General features: G+C 41.6%; 16 protein-coding genes. 14 read left to right on the top strand and 2 right to left on the bottom strand.

The window, feature by feature from the left end; all coding sequences use genetic code 11:
* Window positions 1-28 precede the first annotated feature (28 nt).
* The 9 genes from ACFPA1_RS16330 to ACFPA1_RS16290 all read left to right on the top strand — a co-directional run bounded on the left by ACFPA1_RS16330 (window position 29) and on the right by ACFPA1_RS16290 (window position 8,482).
* The gene (locus ACFPA1_RS16330; protein ID WP_378584140.1) at window positions 29-1,573 is read left to right on the top strand and encodes a spore germination protein; all 1,545 of its coding nucleotides are present in this window, start codon (window positions 29-31) and stop codon (window positions 1,571-1,573) included.
* 7 nt (window positions 1,574-1,580) lie between these two features.
* Window positions 1,581-2,690, top strand: coding sequence for a GerAB/ArcD/ProY family transporter (locus tag ACFPA1_RS16325; RefSeq protein ID WP_378584138.1), 1,110 nt, complete (start codon window positions 1,581-1,583; stop codon window positions 2,688-2,690).
* Window positions 2,665-3,912: a Ger(x)C family spore germination protein gene (locus tag ACFPA1_RS16320; RefSeq protein ID WP_213144750.1), complete on the top strand. Its 1,248-nt coding sequence runs from the start codon at window positions 2,665-2,667 to the stop codon at window positions 3,910-3,912. The genes ACFPA1_RS16325 and ACFPA1_RS16320 overlap by 26 nt, the downstream gene beginning before the upstream one ends.
* A gap of 1 nt (window position 3,913) precedes the next feature.
* A complete protein-coding gene (locus tag ACFPA1_RS16315; protein WP_241113866.1) occupies window positions 3,914-4,069 on the top strand; it encodes a hypothetical protein in 156 nt (51 codons plus the stop codon).
* A gap of 148 nt (window positions 4,070-4,217) precedes the next feature.
* Window positions 4,218-5,144: an ABC transporter ATP-binding protein gene (locus ACFPA1_RS16310; protein WP_213144751.1), complete on the top strand. Its 927-nt coding sequence runs from the start codon at window positions 4,218-4,220 to the stop codon at window positions 5,142-5,144.
* Window positions 5,137-6,087, top strand: coding sequence for an ABC transporter permease subunit (locus ACFPA1_RS16305; RefSeq protein WP_213144752.1), 951 nt, complete (start codon window positions 5,137-5,139; stop codon window positions 6,085-6,087). The genes ACFPA1_RS16310 and ACFPA1_RS16305 overlap by 8 nt, the downstream gene beginning before the upstream one ends.
* 115 nt (window positions 6,088-6,202) lie before the next feature.
* Entirely contained in the window at window positions 6,203-6,496 is a 294-nt protein-coding gene (locus ACFPA1_RS16300; RefSeq protein WP_378584136.1) for a HesB/YadR/YfhF family protein, read from the top strand.
* A gap of 150 nt (window positions 6,497-6,646) precedes the next feature.
* Window positions 6,647-7,486 (top strand): 2OG-Fe(II) oxygenase, encoded by an 840-nt coding sequence (locus tag ACFPA1_RS16295; RefSeq protein ID WP_213144754.1) that lies wholly within the window; start codon window positions 6,647-6,649, stop codon window positions 7,484-7,486.
* 21 nt (window positions 7,487-7,507) lie between these two features.
* A complete protein-coding gene (locus ACFPA1_RS16290; protein ID WP_378584134.1) occupies window positions 7,508-8,482 on the top strand; it encodes a rhodanese-related sulfurtransferase in 975 nt (324 codons plus the stop codon).
* A 57-nt stretch (window positions 8,483-8,539) separates the two neighbouring features.
* On the opposite strand, the gene ACFPA1_RS16285 is transcribed toward ACFPA1_RS16290, so the two are convergent.
* The gene (locus tag ACFPA1_RS16285; protein ID WP_213144756.1) at window positions 8,540-9,811 is read right to left on the bottom strand and encodes a replication-associated recombination protein A; all 1,272 of its coding nucleotides are present in this window, start codon (window positions 9,809-9,811) and stop codon (window positions 8,540-8,542) included.
* Between the two features lie 155 nt (window positions 9,812-9,966).
* Between ACFPA1_RS16285 and cymR the strand changes: the two genes are divergently transcribed.
* The 5 genes from cymR (at window position 9,967) to ACFPA1_RS16260 (ending at window position 16,111) form a co-directional block, all read left to right on the top strand.
* Window positions 9,967-10,386 carry a cysteine metabolism transcriptional regulator CymR gene (gene cymR / locus ACFPA1_RS16280; RefSeq protein ID WP_213144757.1) on the top strand — a complete coding sequence of 140 codons (420 nt, stop codon included), beginning with the start codon at window positions 9,967-9,969 and terminating at the stop codon, window positions 10,384-10,386.
* Window positions 10,387-10,431: 45 nt separating this feature from the next.
* Window positions 10,432-11,574 carry a cysteine desulfurase family protein gene (locus ACFPA1_RS16275; RefSeq protein ID WP_378584133.1) on the top strand — a complete coding sequence of 381 codons (1,143 nt, stop codon included), beginning with the start codon at window positions 10,432-10,434 and terminating at the stop codon, window positions 11,572-11,574.
* A 41-nt stretch (window positions 11,575-11,615) separates the two neighbouring features.
* Window positions 11,616-12,734 carry a tRNA 2-thiouridine(34) synthase MnmA gene (gene mnmA, locus ACFPA1_RS16270; protein ID WP_378584132.1) on the top strand — a complete coding sequence of 373 codons (1,119 nt, stop codon included), beginning with the start codon at window positions 11,616-11,618 and terminating at the stop codon, window positions 12,732-12,734.
* Between the two features lie 260 nt (window positions 12,735-12,994).
* Window positions 12,995-13,648, top strand: coding sequence for a tetratricopeptide repeat protein (locus tag ACFPA1_RS16265; RefSeq protein ID WP_378584130.1), 654 nt, complete (start codon window positions 12,995-12,997; stop codon window positions 13,646-13,648).
* Window positions 13,649-13,684: 36 nt separating this feature from the next.
* Entirely contained in the window at window positions 13,685-16,111 is a 2,427-nt protein-coding gene (locus tag ACFPA1_RS16260) for an ATP-dependent RecD-like DNA helicase (protein WP_378584129.1), read from the top strand.
* Between the two features lie 34 nt (window positions 16,112-16,145).
* Here ACFPA1_RS16260 and ACFPA1_RS16255 read toward each other — a convergent pair whose 3' ends face one another.
* Window positions 16,146-16,838 (bottom strand): N-acetylmuramoyl-L-alanine amidase, encoded by a 693-nt coding sequence (locus ACFPA1_RS16255; protein WP_378584127.1) that lies wholly within the window; start codon window positions 16,836-16,838, stop codon window positions 16,146-16,148.
* Between the last annotated feature and the right edge of the window lie 88 nt (window positions 16,839-16,926).

The raw sequence follows: 16,926 nt of genomic DNA, 5'->3' as shown, positions 1-16,926 counted from the left end.
GCTATAAAAAAATTGGGTGGGGTGGTTTATGATGAAAAAAAGCTTTTTAAAGCCGCTTCGCAATTTGTTTAAAACGGAACCTCAATTTTACGAACAATCAAACCAACAAAGAATTCATTTAAAAGAACAGGGTATAAGCAGTCATTATGAACAAAATTTAGAAACTTTTAAGTCCATTTTTTCCATACCAAGAAACTTCGATGTCAAGATTCACGAGTTCAACATCCGTGCTCTTAATCGCCGTGCATTTGTTCTGTATATCTGTACCATGGTCGACTTAGAACAAATTCGAAAGAATATTTTCGGACCTCTAATTGAAAGCAATCAGCCGATAAGAGAGATTCAAGATATTGTTACCGCCCCAATTGAGCGGATAAGCACCCAAATAGGGGATATTACTGAAATCGTCACCAGTGGTTTTACCGCGTTATTTATCGATGGTGATGATCAATGCTATTTATTTGGAACAACGGAAGTTCAAGGGCGCAGTATCGAAAAATCCGATAATGAAGTCATCGTCAGAGGAGCAAAAGAGGCCTTTAATGAAAAGTTGGTCGATAATATTGCGTTAATCCGGAAAAAAGTTAAAAACGAAAACCTTATTTTTGAGGCGCTTGTTGTTTCAAAGCGCTCCAGAAATGACGTTTTGATTGTTTATGAACAAGACCTAGTGAATGATGAATTGCTGAAGACGATAAAGGATAAGCTTGAATCTTTGAATACTGACAGTATTATCGATTTAAGCATATTGGAGCAGTACCTTGAGGAACGGCCAAGATCGTTGTTTCCGACCATTTTAAACACGGAACGCCCAGACCGGGCAGTATCTTTTATAGAAGAAGGACACATTGTTTTGTTAATGTCCAACTCGCCTAACTGCCTTGTTCTTCCCGCAACTTTTTGGGCCCTGTTCCATTCACCGGAAGACCATTACCTGCGGACACCGTATGGTAATTTCATTCGGCTTTTGCGATTTATGGCATTTTTTATCTCAATTTTTTCCTCGGCCTTTTATATTGCGATAACAAACTATCATGTCGGGATGATTCCGCCCGATTTGTTGATGGCCATGGCGGGTACAAGAGAACGAGTCCCTTTCCCTTCCATCATTGAAATTCTTATGATGGAACTGGCCTTTGAACTGATTCGGGAAGCGGGGCTGCGCGTGCCCTCTCCGATTGGGCCAACGATTGGGATTGTCGGTGCTTTGATTTTGGGCCAGGCAGCCGTTCAAGCCAACATCATCAGTCCAATTGTCATCATCGTTATCGCCTTAAGCGGGTTAAGTTCCTTTATTATCAGCGATACCAGTATGAATTTTGCGATTCGTTTAAGCCGCTTTTTGTTTATTTTTGCTGCAGGTTTTATGGGGATTTATGGTATGGGGGCATTAATGGTTTTGGGTCTCTTTTATTTAGTTTCAATAAAGTCATTCGGTGTTCCTTACTTTGCACCGATGACCCCGCATTTCTCCTCGGGAAAAGATTTGATTATCCGGCCAGTACCTATGAGGCATAGGTTACGCCCGGGTTATCTAAAGCCGAAAGATATGGTTAAACAAGGAAAGGATTAAGATTAAAATGAATCAGAAGCCAGGAAAACTTGGTATTCGAGAATATGTATCAATTGCGATACTGATGGTCGGTTTAAAAGCGACTGAAGAAACACCAGCCGGTTTATATCATATGGTCCAAAATGCAGCGTGGATGATTCCACTTTTATCGGCTGTATTCTTCTTCATCCCGCTCTTTTTGTTGATTAAAACAATGTCTTTATTTCAGGGGGAAAACTTGTTTTACGTGATTCAAAAATTACTTGGCCGCTATTTCGGTTTTTTTGTTTGCCTTGTTGTTTTTGTCCTCAGTTCATTTGCCATTTCATTTGATTCTCGAGATTATACCAATATCATACGGGCATTTTATTTTAATACGACACCCGTGTTGGTCCTTTATGCCATTTTAATAACGATTTGTGCTTACGGAGCGAAGAAAGGAATTCAGCATATCGGTTCGGTTTCTTATTTGATTATTTTTTATGTTATTCTCTCTTTCATTGTTGCGTTATTATTAAGTACTCAAGATAGTAATATTCAAGCCATGCTGCCAATTTGGGGGGCGGGAAAACTCGCTATTTTAGAGCATAGCTCGCAAAGAATTTCGATGTTTGCTGAATTTTTTATGCTTACCATGCTCGTTCCTTACTTAAAGACAAATAATGAATTTCGAAAAGGCACTTGGATTGCTTATTTTAGTGTCAGTATTCAAACAAGTGTTTCAACACTATTTTTCATTTGTTTAATGGATCAATCTTTAGGGGAAATGGGTTATCCATTTCATACGACGATTCGCTATATTTCACTGGGAAGTTATATTCCCAATATCGAAATCTTCTTTTTTGTCATCTGGATTATGGGAGTCTTTATCCGCTTCGCTGCTTTTTTGTATATAATTGCCCTGATGTTCGGTCATATTTTCAAAATCAAGGACTTTGAATACTTGATTCCACTGCTTGCAACCCTTTATTTATTGATTGGTAATATGCCAAACAATCCAATTGAGGTGGCGCTGGAAATAAAACCGTTGATTGGGGTGATATCCGGTCCCGTGTTTTCTGCCATTGCCCTGCTATTATGGCTGACTGCCTTGTTAAAAGGAGAATTTAAACATGCAAAAAACAAAAAAAGTATGTAAATTTTTGTTGATAGCCGTGATTGTTTTTTCCTTAACAGGCTGCTGGGATCGTGAGGAAATGGAGGATAAATCCTATGTGATTGGACTTGGCATTGACCGTTCTCACCATAAAGGGAAAATCAAAGTGACCATGCTGCTTGCTAACCCGGAAGTAGGGAGTCAGCAAGGCGGCGGCGGTTCAACGGAAAAGCCCAGAGAGATTGTTTCCTTTGATGCCAACGATATCATTGCCGCAAAAGTGACGGCAAATTCGGTTGTCTCGCGAATTATAAGTTATGATTTATTAAAGATTATTGTGGTTTCCGAGGAATTTGCGAAGGATCCAAAATTTTATAATATCCTTAATGACGTAGTCTTTGATAAAGAAATTCGCATGAACGCCTATTTGGCAGTTTCAAAAGAAAAGGCCGCTAAGTATTTTTTGAAAAATAAACCAAAAATGGAGACCAGGCCGCATAAGTACTTTCAATACATGATTGACCATGGTATAGAAAACGGTCTGATTCCTGATTCTAATCTTTTTCGCTTTTTTAAGACAACAGATAGAGGAACCGACCTTTTTTTAGCGATGAACACATCAGCTGTTAGGGAAAAGCATCCTAAATTTAAAGGGGAAGATGAATATTTTGCCGGGCAGCTGAATGCATCCGGGGAGTTCGATGATACTCAATTTATCGGTTCGGCAGTGTTTAGAAACGGAGTAATGATTGGAAAGTTAACTGGTCAGGAAACAAGTATGGTCAATATTCTTGATGATACAACAAACATGAGTGATTTTTTTCTTGATATACCTAATCCCTTTCCAGGCAAACGAAAATCATTTGCCGTTAGAGTGATAAAAAAAGAAAACAATAAAATCAAAATGGACCTAAAGGGGTCTCGTCCAAAGATTTTTATCACCATACCCTTAAAATTTGAAATCATGTCAAATCCCTCGAGGATTGACTTTGCTAAAAGGAAAAATCAAGAAGTCTTAAAAAAGCAAATCGCCAGCCATTTTAAAACGGAATTTGAGAAGTTTTTGAAAAAAACACAAAAGGAATTAAAAGGTGCCCCATATCCGTTGTCCTTTTACGCTCGGAAATATTTTGGAACAAATCAGGAATTTGAAAAATTCAATTGGACGAAATCATATTTAAAAGCAGAAATATCCGTATACCCCGAAGTTGAAATAATAGATTTCGGTAAAAGGCAAAAGAAAAACTTAAAGGTGGAGAAATAACGTGAGAATCCTATCAATCGTTGTGTTGTTTGTTATTATCTTTTATTCCCTTGGCTTTGGCATCACCTTGTGGAAGGATAAACAAAGATTGGGGGCGATAGCCGTTTTTTTCCTTTGTCTAGCTATTGTTGTCCTTCCGTTTTTTTCGATCTTTTAATCATTCTCAGTCTCCAGCCCTAGTTTCTTTCCATCTTCAGCCGCTTAATTCCCTCCTAAAATTAAGTTAAGATCATTAGTGAATTAGTAGGAAAATTTTAACTGATGGGTTAAAATGTAGGGGCACTCGAAGAGAGGGGAGAAAATTTTTGGAATCAATCGTAGAATTAAAAAATGTAACGAAAGTGATTAAAGGCAGAACGATTATTGACGATATCAGCTTTCAGGTATATAAAGGCGAGGTTTTTGGTTTTTTGGGTCCGAATGGTGCTGGGAAAACGACGACTATTAGGATGATTGTCGGCTTAATGGGAATTACTTCAGGGGACATCATTATTGGCGGTTCAAGCATTAAAACACAATTTGAAGACGCCGTTCGTCATGTTGGGGCCATTGTGGAAAATCCGGAAATGTACAAGTTTTTAACAGGTTATCAAAACCTGATACATTATGCGAGAATGGCCAAGGGAATAACGAAGGAAAAAATTGCTGAAGTAGTCGAACTGGTAGGGCTGTCTGACAGAATTCACGATAAAGTAAAAACCTATTCACTTGGGATGCGGCAGAGATTAGGGCTTGCACAATGTCTACTACATGACCCCGAGGTATTGATTCTTGATGAACCGACAAACGGTCTTGACCCTGCTGGCATTAGGGAAATCCGCGACTATGTCCGCCTGCTTGCCCGTGAAAAAAATATGGCTGTTATTGTTTCCAGTCACCTCTTGTCCGAAATGGAAATGATGTGTGACCGAATCGGCATTATACAAAATGGGCAATTGATTGATGTCCAGCAGGTGAAGGAATTCATTCAAGGCAATGAAACGGTCCATGAATTAGAAGTAATTCCGAGCGAAACTGCACTATCAATCGTACACGCTTACTTCCCGGATGCAGAGGCAAATCTGTCACGAAACGGAATATCTGTCAGTCTTTCAAAAAAAGAAATCCCTCATCTGGTTAAAATCCTCGTCCAAGAAGAAATCAAAATTTTTGCCATTAAGGAAACAGCGAAAACTTTAGAGGACCGCTTCCTTGAAGTGACGAAAAAGGAGGCGGAGGAAGCCCATGCTTAATTTAATTAAAAATGAATGGATGAAAATCTTTCGGCGTCCCGGCACCTATTTCATGATTGCGCTGCTGATTGTTATAACCTGCATCGTTGGTGCCTTTTTTAAATATCAAGAAACTGGCTCTAATGCTGGTCCGGATAAGAATTGGCAGCAAACGTTGCAGGAAGAAAACGATGCCTTAAAAAAGCAGATGGAACAGAGCAGGGCCAAAATAGAAAAGGATTTTTTCAAAGAGGAAATCGCCATCAATGACTATCGAATTAAACATAATCTTCCGGAAAAGGAAAAATTTAATGTTTGGTCGTTTGTCAAAGAAGCATCCGAACTCATCACGCTGGCTGGCTTGTTTACGATTATCATTTCCGCCGGAATTGTAGCGAGTGAATTTAATTGGGGGACCATTAAACTGCTGTTGATTCGGCCAATCAATCGAAGCAAAATATTAATATCAAAATATCTGACTGTTTTATTGTTTGCACTGACCTTGCTGGGAATTTTATTTGTGTTTTCGACGGTCCTTGGCGCACTGTTATTCGGAATGCCCGAGCATGCCGCACCATATTTAAACTACCATAACGGTACGGTTACTGAGCAAAATATCGTGGTCCATTTATTAATCTATTATGGTTTAAGCTCCATTGATATGATTATGCTTGCGACGATGGCGTTCATGATTTCTTCTGTCTTCCGAAACAGTTCACTTGCCATCGGATTATCTATTTTCTTATTATTTACTGGAGCACAATTTACCGCGCTGCTGTCTCTTAAGTTTTCCTGGGCAAAATATATTCTATTTGCCAATACAAATTTAATGCAGTACTTTGAAGGAACCCCGATGGTCGAGGGGATGACGATGAATTTTTCAATCTTTATTCTAGTTATTTACTTTGTTATTTTTCAATTCTTGGCATTCTTTGTGTTCAAAAAACGTGATGTTGCTGCATAATCAGATGAAATGGGGCTGTCTCATCTTAGCTGTTGAGACAGCCTTCTTTTTTCCAATTATAGTGAAATGATATGGGTAAACTATTTTGTAGAAAAATTATCTGGAGGACTTTTTTATGGAAATTAAAATCAGCAATCAGGCATTAAAATGGTTTAAAGAAGATATTGGCCTTAAGAAGGGTGATAAACTGCGATTTTATACGCAAGTTTATGGAAATAGTCCAATTCAGAAGGGGTACTCTTTGGCGTTTACTCAAGAGGAGCCCTTAAAAATAGCAGCCAGTACTGATCTGGATGGGATCCTTTTCTTTGTTGAAGACGGTGATGTCTGGTATTTCGACGGGCATGATTTACATGTTGATTATGATGCAAAAGAAGATGAATTGAGATATGAGTATGTTAAACCCTGACTCACTCCACGGGGCAAGCCCGCTTGGTTTTACGGGCTATTTATAACCTAATAGGATAATTCGGGCAGGAACAAGGATATCCATCGCTGGTATTTTTTTTGTCGTTAAGAGATAATTGTTTGGTACTCGTTCTAAAAGGAGAAATATAGAGTGGAAAAAATCAAGCATATCTCCAGCGAATTTAAAGATTGGATCATACAGACATTAAATAGCGGTGCAAGCCCGGAGAAAATCGTCGATGCGATGATTAGTAAGGGATTCGATGAAACATTTGCATTAAGGACTTTATTGCGTATTGGTGGAAACCAATCGATTGTAACAGCTAATAAGCAAAGCCCTTATTATTATGAAATTCCTGAAATTGGCCATAAGGGCAATAAACTATATGCAGGGGACCGGGAAATTAAGGTGCTTTCTAGAGTGGAGCATCCATTTATTCTGCATTTAGATAATGTGTTAAGCGACGAAGAATGTGACAAACTGATCAGCCTTTCAAGCGACAGATTACAGCCTTCTCATATTATTGATAAAAACACTGGGGAGAACCGTGCAGCTTCTGGCAGAACGAGCAAAGGAATGTATTTTACAATCAATGAAAATGGACACGTCTCCACAATTGAGAAAAGAATTGCTGAATTAACTGGCTATCCGATTGAAAATGGTGAAGGGCTGCAGGTCTTGAACTATAAAATAGGCGAGGAATATAAACCCCACTTCGATTATTTCCCGGCAAACCAGGTTAAAGAAGATAAAGGGGGACAGCGGATCGGCACCTTTTTAATCTATTTAAATGATGTCGCTTCAGGAGGAGAAACCGTATTCCCAAAGTTAGGAGTATCGATTGTTCCGAAGAAAGGAACAGCTGTTTACTTTCATTATGGGAATAGTAAGGGACAAGTCGATCGACTTTCCTTACACACCAGTGTGCCGGTATCCGAAGGTGAAAAATGGGTTGCCACCAAGTGGATCAGGCAAGGGAGAATTTACTAACAAAGATAGGGGCAGTAACAAATGACAGAAAATAAACCATATAGAGTATTACTATATTATATGTATGTACCAATCGAGAATCCGGAGGAATTTGCCGCTCTGCATTTGCAGTTCTGTAAGGAACTAGGACTTAAAGGACGAATTTTAGTGGCTGCCGAAGGGATTAATGGTACGGTATCGGGAACGGTCGAGCAGACTGAAAAGTATATGGAAAGCATGCATCAAGACGAACGTTTTGCTGATATGGTTTTTAAAATTGATGAAGAGGATGAACATGCCTTTAAAAAGATGCATGTCCGCCATCGGTCGGAGCTTGTCACCCTTCGCTTAGAAGACGATATCAATCCTAATGAAACGACCGGTAAACATTTGAGTCCGAAAGAATTCTATGAGGCAATGCAGGATCCAAAGACCGTTGTCATTGATGCCCGAAATGACTATGAATTTGATTTAGGTCACTTTAGAGGAGCTGTTCGGCCAGACATAACAGCCTTTCGCGAGCTTCCGGACTGGATTCGGGAAAATAAACAGCAGTTTGAAGGGAAAAAAATCTTGACCTATTGTACTGGCGGAATTCGCTGCGAGAAGTTTTCAGGCTGGCTTGTAAAAGAAGGCTTTCAAGATGTTGGACAACTACATGGCGGTATCGTGACCTACGGGAAGGACCCTGAAGTGCAAGGACAGCTGTGGGACGGACAATGCTATGTATTTGACGGAAGGATCAGTGTGCCGGTTAATCAGGTTGAACATGTTATCGTCGGAAAAGATTATTTCACGGGTGAACCTTGTGAACGATATGTAAATTGTGCAAACCCGGAATGCAATAAACAAATTATTTGCTCAGAGGAAAGTGAGCACAAATACCTTAGGGGCTGCACACATGAATGCCGAGTGCACCCAAGGAACTTGTATGTGAAGGAACATGGGTTAACGGAAGAAGACGTTGAATTGAGATTACAGCAGATTGGCGAAGAGTTTTCAGTTAAAAACAGCTAATCTTATTTATATAAAAAAATGACGTGTGAATGGTACACGTCATTTTTTAATACATGTTTAATTTTTTCGTGTAAGCTTTTCATAGACAGATGCAAGTGCCTGTTCGAATTTCCCTGTCTTTTTCGGCAGATAGTATTGTTTGTTCTTGATCCGGTCCGGCAGATATTGCTGCGGTACCCACCCGTTCTCATAGTCATGCGGATACTTGTAGCCAATGCCTCTGCCAAGCTCTTTCGCCCCTTTGTAATGGGCGTCTTTTAAATGGTCCGGGACATCGCCGGTTATTCCTCTTTGAATATCGGATAGGGCCGCATCAATCGCCAAAATAGCAGAATTGGATTTGGGCGACAGGCATAATTCAATCACCGCATTGGCAAGTGGAATACGTGCTTCGGGAAAGCCTAGCCTTTCTGCCGTTTCAATGGCTGCCAATGTCCGTGCTCCCGCCTGCGGGTTGGCAAGTCCGATATCCTCATAGGCAATTACAATTAACCGGCGGCTAATGCTTACTAAGTCCCCGGCTTCAATTAATCTGCCAAGATAATGAAGGGCGGCGTTTACGTCACTGCCGCGTATTGATTTTTGGAAGCCTGACAATACATCGTAATGAGCGTCCCCGTCTTTATCCGCGGCAATGCTTTTCTTCTGCAGGCATTCTTCAGCTGTTTGAACATCGACATGGATAACGTTATTTTCATCTGGATCTGATGAAAGAATGGCTAATTCCAAGGCATTTAAAGAGCTGCGGACATCTCCTCCTGAGCCTTGGGCAAAATGCTGAAGCGCATCCTCAGTTATATCAACTTTTAATCTGCCGTAACCCCGTTCCTCATCTTCTAATGCCCGAACTAAGGTTTGCGTAACTTCATTAGGTGTTAATGGTTTAAGTTCAAAAATTTGACAGCGGCTGCGAATGGCTGGATTAATGGCATGATAAGGGTTGCTGGTTGTTGCCCCGATCAATACAATCATTCCGTTTTCCAAATAGGGCAATAGGAAATCCTGTTTGGCCTTATCTAACCGGTGGACCTCGTCCAACAGCAGGATTACTTTTCCGGACATTTTCGCCTCGGCAGCGACAATTTCCATATCTTTTTTATTATTTGTAACGGCGTTTAACGTTCGAAAGGCATATTTGGTACTGCCGGCAATGGCGCTCGCTATCGAGGTTTTTCCTATCCCGGGAGGACCATACAGAATCATTGAAGTCAGCTGCTTGGCTTTTACCATTCTAGCAATGATCTTGCCCTCACCGACAAGATGCTGCTGGCCGGCAACTTCTTCAATTGTTCGCGGCCGCATTCGAAATGCCAACGGTTTTTGCTGCATAGTAATCTCTCCAATAAATATTTTGCTATATCTTAACAATACCATTTCCTCGTGGAAAAGCATATTAAAGAAGAATATGTTATAATTCTAATGCCTACCAAAATACTACGGATTTTTTTGAATATAGATTTTTTAAAAAATAGAGGTGTTATTTTATGAAAATATCTACAAAGGGCCGTTACGGCCTGACAATTATGATTGAATTAGCAAAAAATTACGGAGAAGGGCCAACTTCTTTAAAAACAATAGCCCAAGCGAATGACCTATCTGAGCATTATTTGGAGCAATTGATTGCACCGTTACGAAATGCTGGATTGGTGAAAAGTATCAGAGGCGCATACGGGGGTTATATATTAACTGATGTACCTGCCAAAATTACCGCTGGCGATGTAATTCGTGTGCTTGAGGGCCCGATTACACCGGTTGAAGGAATTGAAGATGAAGAACCGGCTAAACGGGAGTTGTGGATTCGCATTCGCGATGCAATTAAGGGTGTATTAGACAACACGACTCTTGAGGACTTAGCAAGCCACAGTGAAGATGGCGAAATGGAAGGTTATATGTTTTATATTTAATGACGAAGCTAATAATAGAGAATTATGTTGATTTGAGGTGTCATAATGGAACGAATTTATCTCGACCATGCCGCAACCTCTCCGATGCATCCAAAAGTGATTGAAAAAATGCATGAGACGATGAAATCCGTTTTCGGAAATCCATCAAGCATCCATGCTTTTGGCAGGGAAGCGCGACATTATATTGATGTGGCGCGGGCAACACTCGCGGGGAGCATTGGGGCAAAGGAAAACGAGATTATTTTTACAAGCGGCGGTACCGAAGCGGACAATATGGCCTTATTTGGCGTCGCGGAAAGCTATCAGCATTTAGGAAAGCATATTATCACTACCCAGGTAGAACATCATGCTGTTCTTCATGCTTGCCAGAAGCTTGAAAAAATGGGCTTTGAGGTCACCTATTTGCCAGTTGATGAAACAGGCAGGATTTCCGTTACTGACCTTCAGGAGGCTTTAAGGGACGATACCATATTAGTTTCCGTCATGTATGGAAACAACGAGGTTGGCACCATCCAGCCGATTGCAGAAATTGGCCGGCTTGTGAAGGATCATCAGGCAAAATTTCATACAGATGCTGTCCAGGCCTATGGGATGGAAAAAATAAATGTCGATGAAAGCTATATTGATTTGCTATCGGTTTCTGCTCATAAAATAAATGGACCAAAAGGGATCGGTTTTCTTTATGTAAAGTCAAATGTTAAAATTTCACCACGTTTATTTGGCGGCGAGCAGGAGAGAAAACGGCGCGCTGGAACAGAAAATGTCGCATCTATTGCCGGGTTCCATGAAGCGGTTCTGATTGCGATGGAAGAACGTTCTGCAAAGAGAGAATTGTTTGCTGAGTATAAGCAGCTTTTGATGAACAAGCTTCAAGAATCAGGGATTGAGTTCACTGTAAACGGATTGCTTGAAAATTCCTTGCCGCATGTATTAAACTTAAGCTTTCCCGGAACTAACGTGGAAGCCATGCTGGTCAATCTTGACTTGGCGGGGATTGCGGTTTCGAGCGGTTCTGCCTGTACGGCCGGATCAATTGAACCATCGCATGTCCTTGTGGCGATGTTCGGAAAAGGCTCAGAGCGATTGTCGAATGCAATCCGTTTTAGTTTTGGCTTTACCACGACAACCGAAGAAATCCTACAAGCGGCGGAGGAAACAGCAAAGGTTGTTTCGCGGCTTAGAAAATAAAAGCAAGATTATTTTGTGTGTAAAGAGAGGTGAATTTTTAGATGGAAAGAAAAGACCCAAAAGATACCCGAGTTGTTGTCGGGATGTCCGGAGGTGTTGATTCATCTGTTGCGGCACTGTTGTTAAAGAAGCAGGGCTACGATGTGATCGGCATTTTTATGAAAAACTGGGATGACACCGACGAAAACGGTGTTTGTACAGCAACGGAGGATTATAATGATGTGATTCGTGTCTGCAACCAAATTGGCATCCCTTATTATGCGGTTAATTTTGAAAAGCAATATTGGGACAAGGTATTCACCTATTTCCTTGCTGAATATCGGGCCGGCCGGACACCGAATCCCGATGTCATGTGCAATAAGGAAATTAAGTTTAAAGCCTTTTTGGAGCATGCGATGAATTTAGGTGCCGACTATCTCGCGACAGGTCACTATGCCCGCGTTGAATATCGCGACGGTGAATATAAGATGCTGCGAGGCCTTGATGAAAATAAGGATCAAACCTATTTTCTTAATCAATTGTCGCAAGAACAAATCAGCAAAGTCATGTTCCCAATCGGAAATCTTGAAAAAGCGAAGGTGCGGGAAATTGCGAAGGAAGCGGGCCTTGCTACGGCGGCGAAAAAGGACTCGACCGGAATTTGTTTTATCGGAGAACGGAATTTTAAGGAGTTTTTAGGTCAATACCTGCCTGCTCAGCCCGGCAACATGGAAACGTTTGACGGCGAAGTCAAAGGCAAACATGAAGGCCTGATGTATCATACCATTGGTCAGCGTCATGGGCTCGGCATTGGCGGATCGGGTGAACCTTGGTTTGCCATTGGCAAGGACTTAAAACGAAATGTTTTATATGTTGGCCAAGGTTTCCATAATGAAAAGCTCTATTCCGATTCGATTATTGCGACGGATGTTAGCTGGGTTTCTGACCGGGAAAAGCCTGTGGAATTTAGTTGTACTGCGAAATTCCGTTACCGCCAGGAAGACCACAAGGTTAAAGTTCGTCTATTAGATGGCGGTAAGGTTGAAGTTATTTTTGCAGAACCGATTCGTGCTGTCACACCTGGACAAGCCGCTGTTTTTTATGACGGTGACGAGTGTCTTGGCGGTGGAACGATTGATGAAGTTTATAAAAATGGTGAACGTTTGACATATGTTGGCTAAGTTTAAGGACCCTGATTCCAGTTTTGGAGTCGGGGTTTTTTGGTGCAGGAAAATAGATTTGGCGGATAACTGCTGGAATTCGGCGGATAATCCTACAGGGGTGGCGGATAACCGGCCAGTTTTGGCGGATAATCTCTTCAAATTGGCGGATACCTAGCTAAATTGGGCGGATATCTCCAATCACTTGCCTAACCCCCTTTTACAACCTCAACTTTTAATGAAAATATGGTATACTTCCATGTAGAACGGAGTTGAAAAACATGGACAAAAACCAATTAGGTGTTCAATATATGCAAGAAGGCAACTGGGAAATGGCTGTGAAGGTTTTCAATGAGGCTATCCAGGAAAATCCTGCTGACCCAGTCGGCTATATTAATTTTGGTAACGTCCTCAGCGTTGTCGGTGAGGCTGAAAAAGCGCTAAAATTTTTCCAAAAGGCGATTGAACTTGACGATAATGCAGGTGCAGCCTATTACAGCGCAGGTAATCTATATTTCAGCAATGACCGTTTCCAAGAAGCCAAGAACATGTTTGAAATGGCGATGAGAAAAGGACTGGAAACTAGCGACAACTATTTTATGCTGGGGCTTTCATTAGTCAATCTTGACCAGAGCAAATTTGCCCTGCCCTACTTCCAAAGAAGTGTCGAACTGAATGAAAATGATGCCGAGGCACACTTCCAATACGGATTATGCTTGGCAAATCTGGAACTGATTAGCGAAGCCATCAGCCAATTTAAGAAATGCGTTGAACTCGATCCAAACCATTCAGATGCTTACTATAACCTGGGCGTTTCCTACGCATTCCAAGAGCAAGGCCAGCAAGCGCTGGAGATGTTCGACAAAGCGATAGAAATCCAGCCGGACCATCTGTTGGCCGGGAATGCCAAGAAAATATTAGAAATGAACCAGTAGTCCAATTGATTTTTCACAAGGAAGGAGGGAGCAGCTATGGTTGAAAAGCAGGAATCGCTTGATTTGTTCAGTGAGCAGGGCAAATTTATTAAAGGCCGGCCAATTGTGACGATTTTTCACAATGAACAAAACCTCTATACCGTAATTCGAATCCGGGTAGATGAGACCAATCATCAGTATGATGACAAAGAAGCCGTCGTTACTGGCTATTTTCCTAGAGTACATGAGCAGGAAACGTATATTTTTTACGGGGAATTTAAAGAGCATCCACGCTTTGGTACACAATTTCATGTCAACCATTTTCGCAAGGACATGCCCCAATCGAAGCAAGGGGTTATTGCTTACTTATCCGGCGAAATGTTCAAAGGAATCGGTAAAAAAACGGCGGAAAATATTGTGGAAACCTTGGGTGAGGATGCGATTTCAAAAATTCTCAATCAGCCCTCCCTCCTTGATACCATACCGAAACTCCCTCCTGATAAAGCAAAGCAGCTTTATGACACGTTAATGGAACATCAAGGTCTCGAACAGGTGATGGTCGCGTTAAACCAGTATGGTTTCGGCCCGCAGCTGTCGATGCGGATTTATCAAACTTATAAAGAAAAGACACTTGAGATTATCCAAAAAAAACCTTATCAGCTGGTTGAGGATGTCGAGGGAATTGGTTTTGGCCGGGCGGATGAGCTAGGTTACCAGCTTGGCATATCAGGCAGCCATCCTGACCGAATTAAGGCAGGCTGCCTCTATACATTAGAAAATGAATGTATGCAGACAGGGCATGTCTACATGCAAGCCGAAGCACTGCTTGAGCAGGTAAAAGCCCTCCTAGAAGAGAACCAGCGTGACGTCATTGATTTTCTTGCTATCTCAAACGAAATTATCGGCCTTGAAAAGGAAGGTAAAATTATTGGCGAAGAGAAACGAGTTTACCTGCCTTCCTTATACTTTGCGGAAAAAGGACTCGTTACCAGCATTAAACGAATCCTCCAGCAAACAGAATATCAGGATCAATTCCCGGAATCGGAATTTTTGCTGGCATTAGGTGATTTGGAAGAACGGCTTGGGGTCCAGTATGCGCCAACCCAAAGGGAAGCCATCCAAACAGCGTTAATGTCACCGATGCTGATCTTAACTGGGGGTCCCGGAACAGGGAAAACGACCGTTATCAAGGGGATTGTCGAGCTTTATGGAGAGCTCCATGGCTGCTCCTTGGAAATAAAGGATTATCAAAAAAAGGACGAACCATTTCCGTTTCTGCTTGCGGCACCTACCGGGAGAGCAGCCAAACGGATGAGTGAATCGACTGGATTGCCTGCTGTCACCATACACCGTCTGCTCGGCTTTAACGGGACGGAAGGCTTTGATCGTGATGACGGGAGCCCGCTTGAAGGGAAAATTCTCATTGTTGATGAAACCTCGATGCTCGATATTTGGCTCGCGAATCAACTCTTCAAAGCGTTGCCGGAAAACATTCAAGTCATTATGGTTGGTGACGAAGACCAGCTGCCGTCTGTCGGCCCTGGTCAGGTTTTAAAGGATTTACTAAGATCGGAGCGAATCCCGACAGTACGGTTAACGGATATCTACCGCCAGGCGGAAGGCTCCTCTATTATTGAACTGGCGCATGAAATCAAAAAGGGACATTTGCCGGCTGACATAACCCAAAAACAAGCCGATCGTTCCTTTATCAGATGTACTACCGCACAAATTGCAGAAGTAATCGAAAAGGTCGCATTAAATGCGAAAAATAAGGGTTATACGGCAAAGGATATTCAGGTCCTAGCCCCAATGTACCGGGGTCCAGCCGGGATTGACCGATTAAATTTGCTCCTGCAGGAAATCTTTAACCCAAACCCGGATGGCAAAAGAAAGGAAATCCAATTTGGCGATGTTAAGTACCGGATTGGCGACAAAGTTCTTCAGCTAGTCAACCAGCCTGAGAATAATGTGTTTAATGGCGATATCGGGGAAATCATCTCCATCATCTATGCAAAGGAAAATACCGAAAAACAGGATATGATTTATATTTCCTTTGAAGGCAATGAAGTGGAGTATACAAAGCAGGATTTGACGCAAATTACCCATGCCTATTGCTGCTCGGTCCATAAATCACAGGGAAGTGAATTTCCGATTGTCATTCTTCCTGTAACTAGAAGTTATTACAGAATGCTGCAAAGGAATTTAATTTATACGGCGATAACAAGAAGTAAACAATCCTTGATATTATGCGGAGAGGTCGATGCACTGCAAATGGGGGTTGCGCGGGCGGATGAAATGTCAAGACTGACCACACTTTGTGAAAAACTTCAGGAAACCATTGCCATTGGCGATATAACAGCCGAGCCTCAAAAGGACCAAGAACAGAGCAAATTGTCTCTTGAGGAAGAATTAATGGCCGTCAATCCGATGATTGGGATGGAAAATATAACGCCATATGATTTCATGGAGAAAACTGGCAGCTAAATGAAAAAGGACCCCCGATGGGTCCTTTTTTCATTCATTTACTTGATATTTCCTGTATTTTTCGAGACACAAGCGGGTAAAAATTATTGATGGCGTCGGTAGTCGAGTTACCCCCGAAAAAACCTGTTCCCGGGCAGGTTTTTACATTGTAATCCGGACCTCTGTCTAGAACTCGCTCACCCGTTTTTACATTCCACCAATGATGATAGGTAATACTGTCAATGGAGGGAGTCAGTCCGAATCTTAAGGAAAGTGCAGCCGTGATGTAAACAATCGTTTCTTTTTGCTCAGCTGTCATCACATCATGGCCGATATCGAAGTTTCCGACATTTTCAATCATGATTCCGGTTGTGTTAGCGATCGGGCCAATCGAGCCTTCCGGGGCAACGTCAAACGGTCTGGACACTGCAACCTTTCCATCAGGAAACGTTGTTAAGTTTTGCGCGATATTCTTCCAGCCTCTTTGCTTCACATGGAAATTTTCCATGCTCTCGAGCATTTTAAAATGATTATTCCCATAAAACTGCTTGTAGGACGGAAGCCAGGTATGATGCTGCTGGATGAGGTTTATATTTCTGGTAAATTTATTTTGAAATAACCAATCCTTAAATTCCTCTCTAGTCATCAAAATATATTGTCCATGTGTAGCCGCCCCAAGCGCACGGGAAGGGAAAATAGTAATCATCATGATAAAAATGAAACTAAAAAAGATTAGATTTTTTTTCATTTCTTCGACCTCTGCTTTAACCTCTTTTCTACATTGTTTGTTAAACAACCTTTCTTATTCCAAACAGCTCTTTATGGAAAACGTTTCA

The sequence above is a fragment of the Neobacillus sp. GCM10023253 genome (assembly GCF_042653105.1).
Lineage (GTDB): Bacteria > Bacillota > Bacilli > Bacillales > Cytobacillaceae > Neobacillus > Neobacillus citreus.
This window is presented reverse-complemented; position numbering and strand designations above follow the sequence as displayed.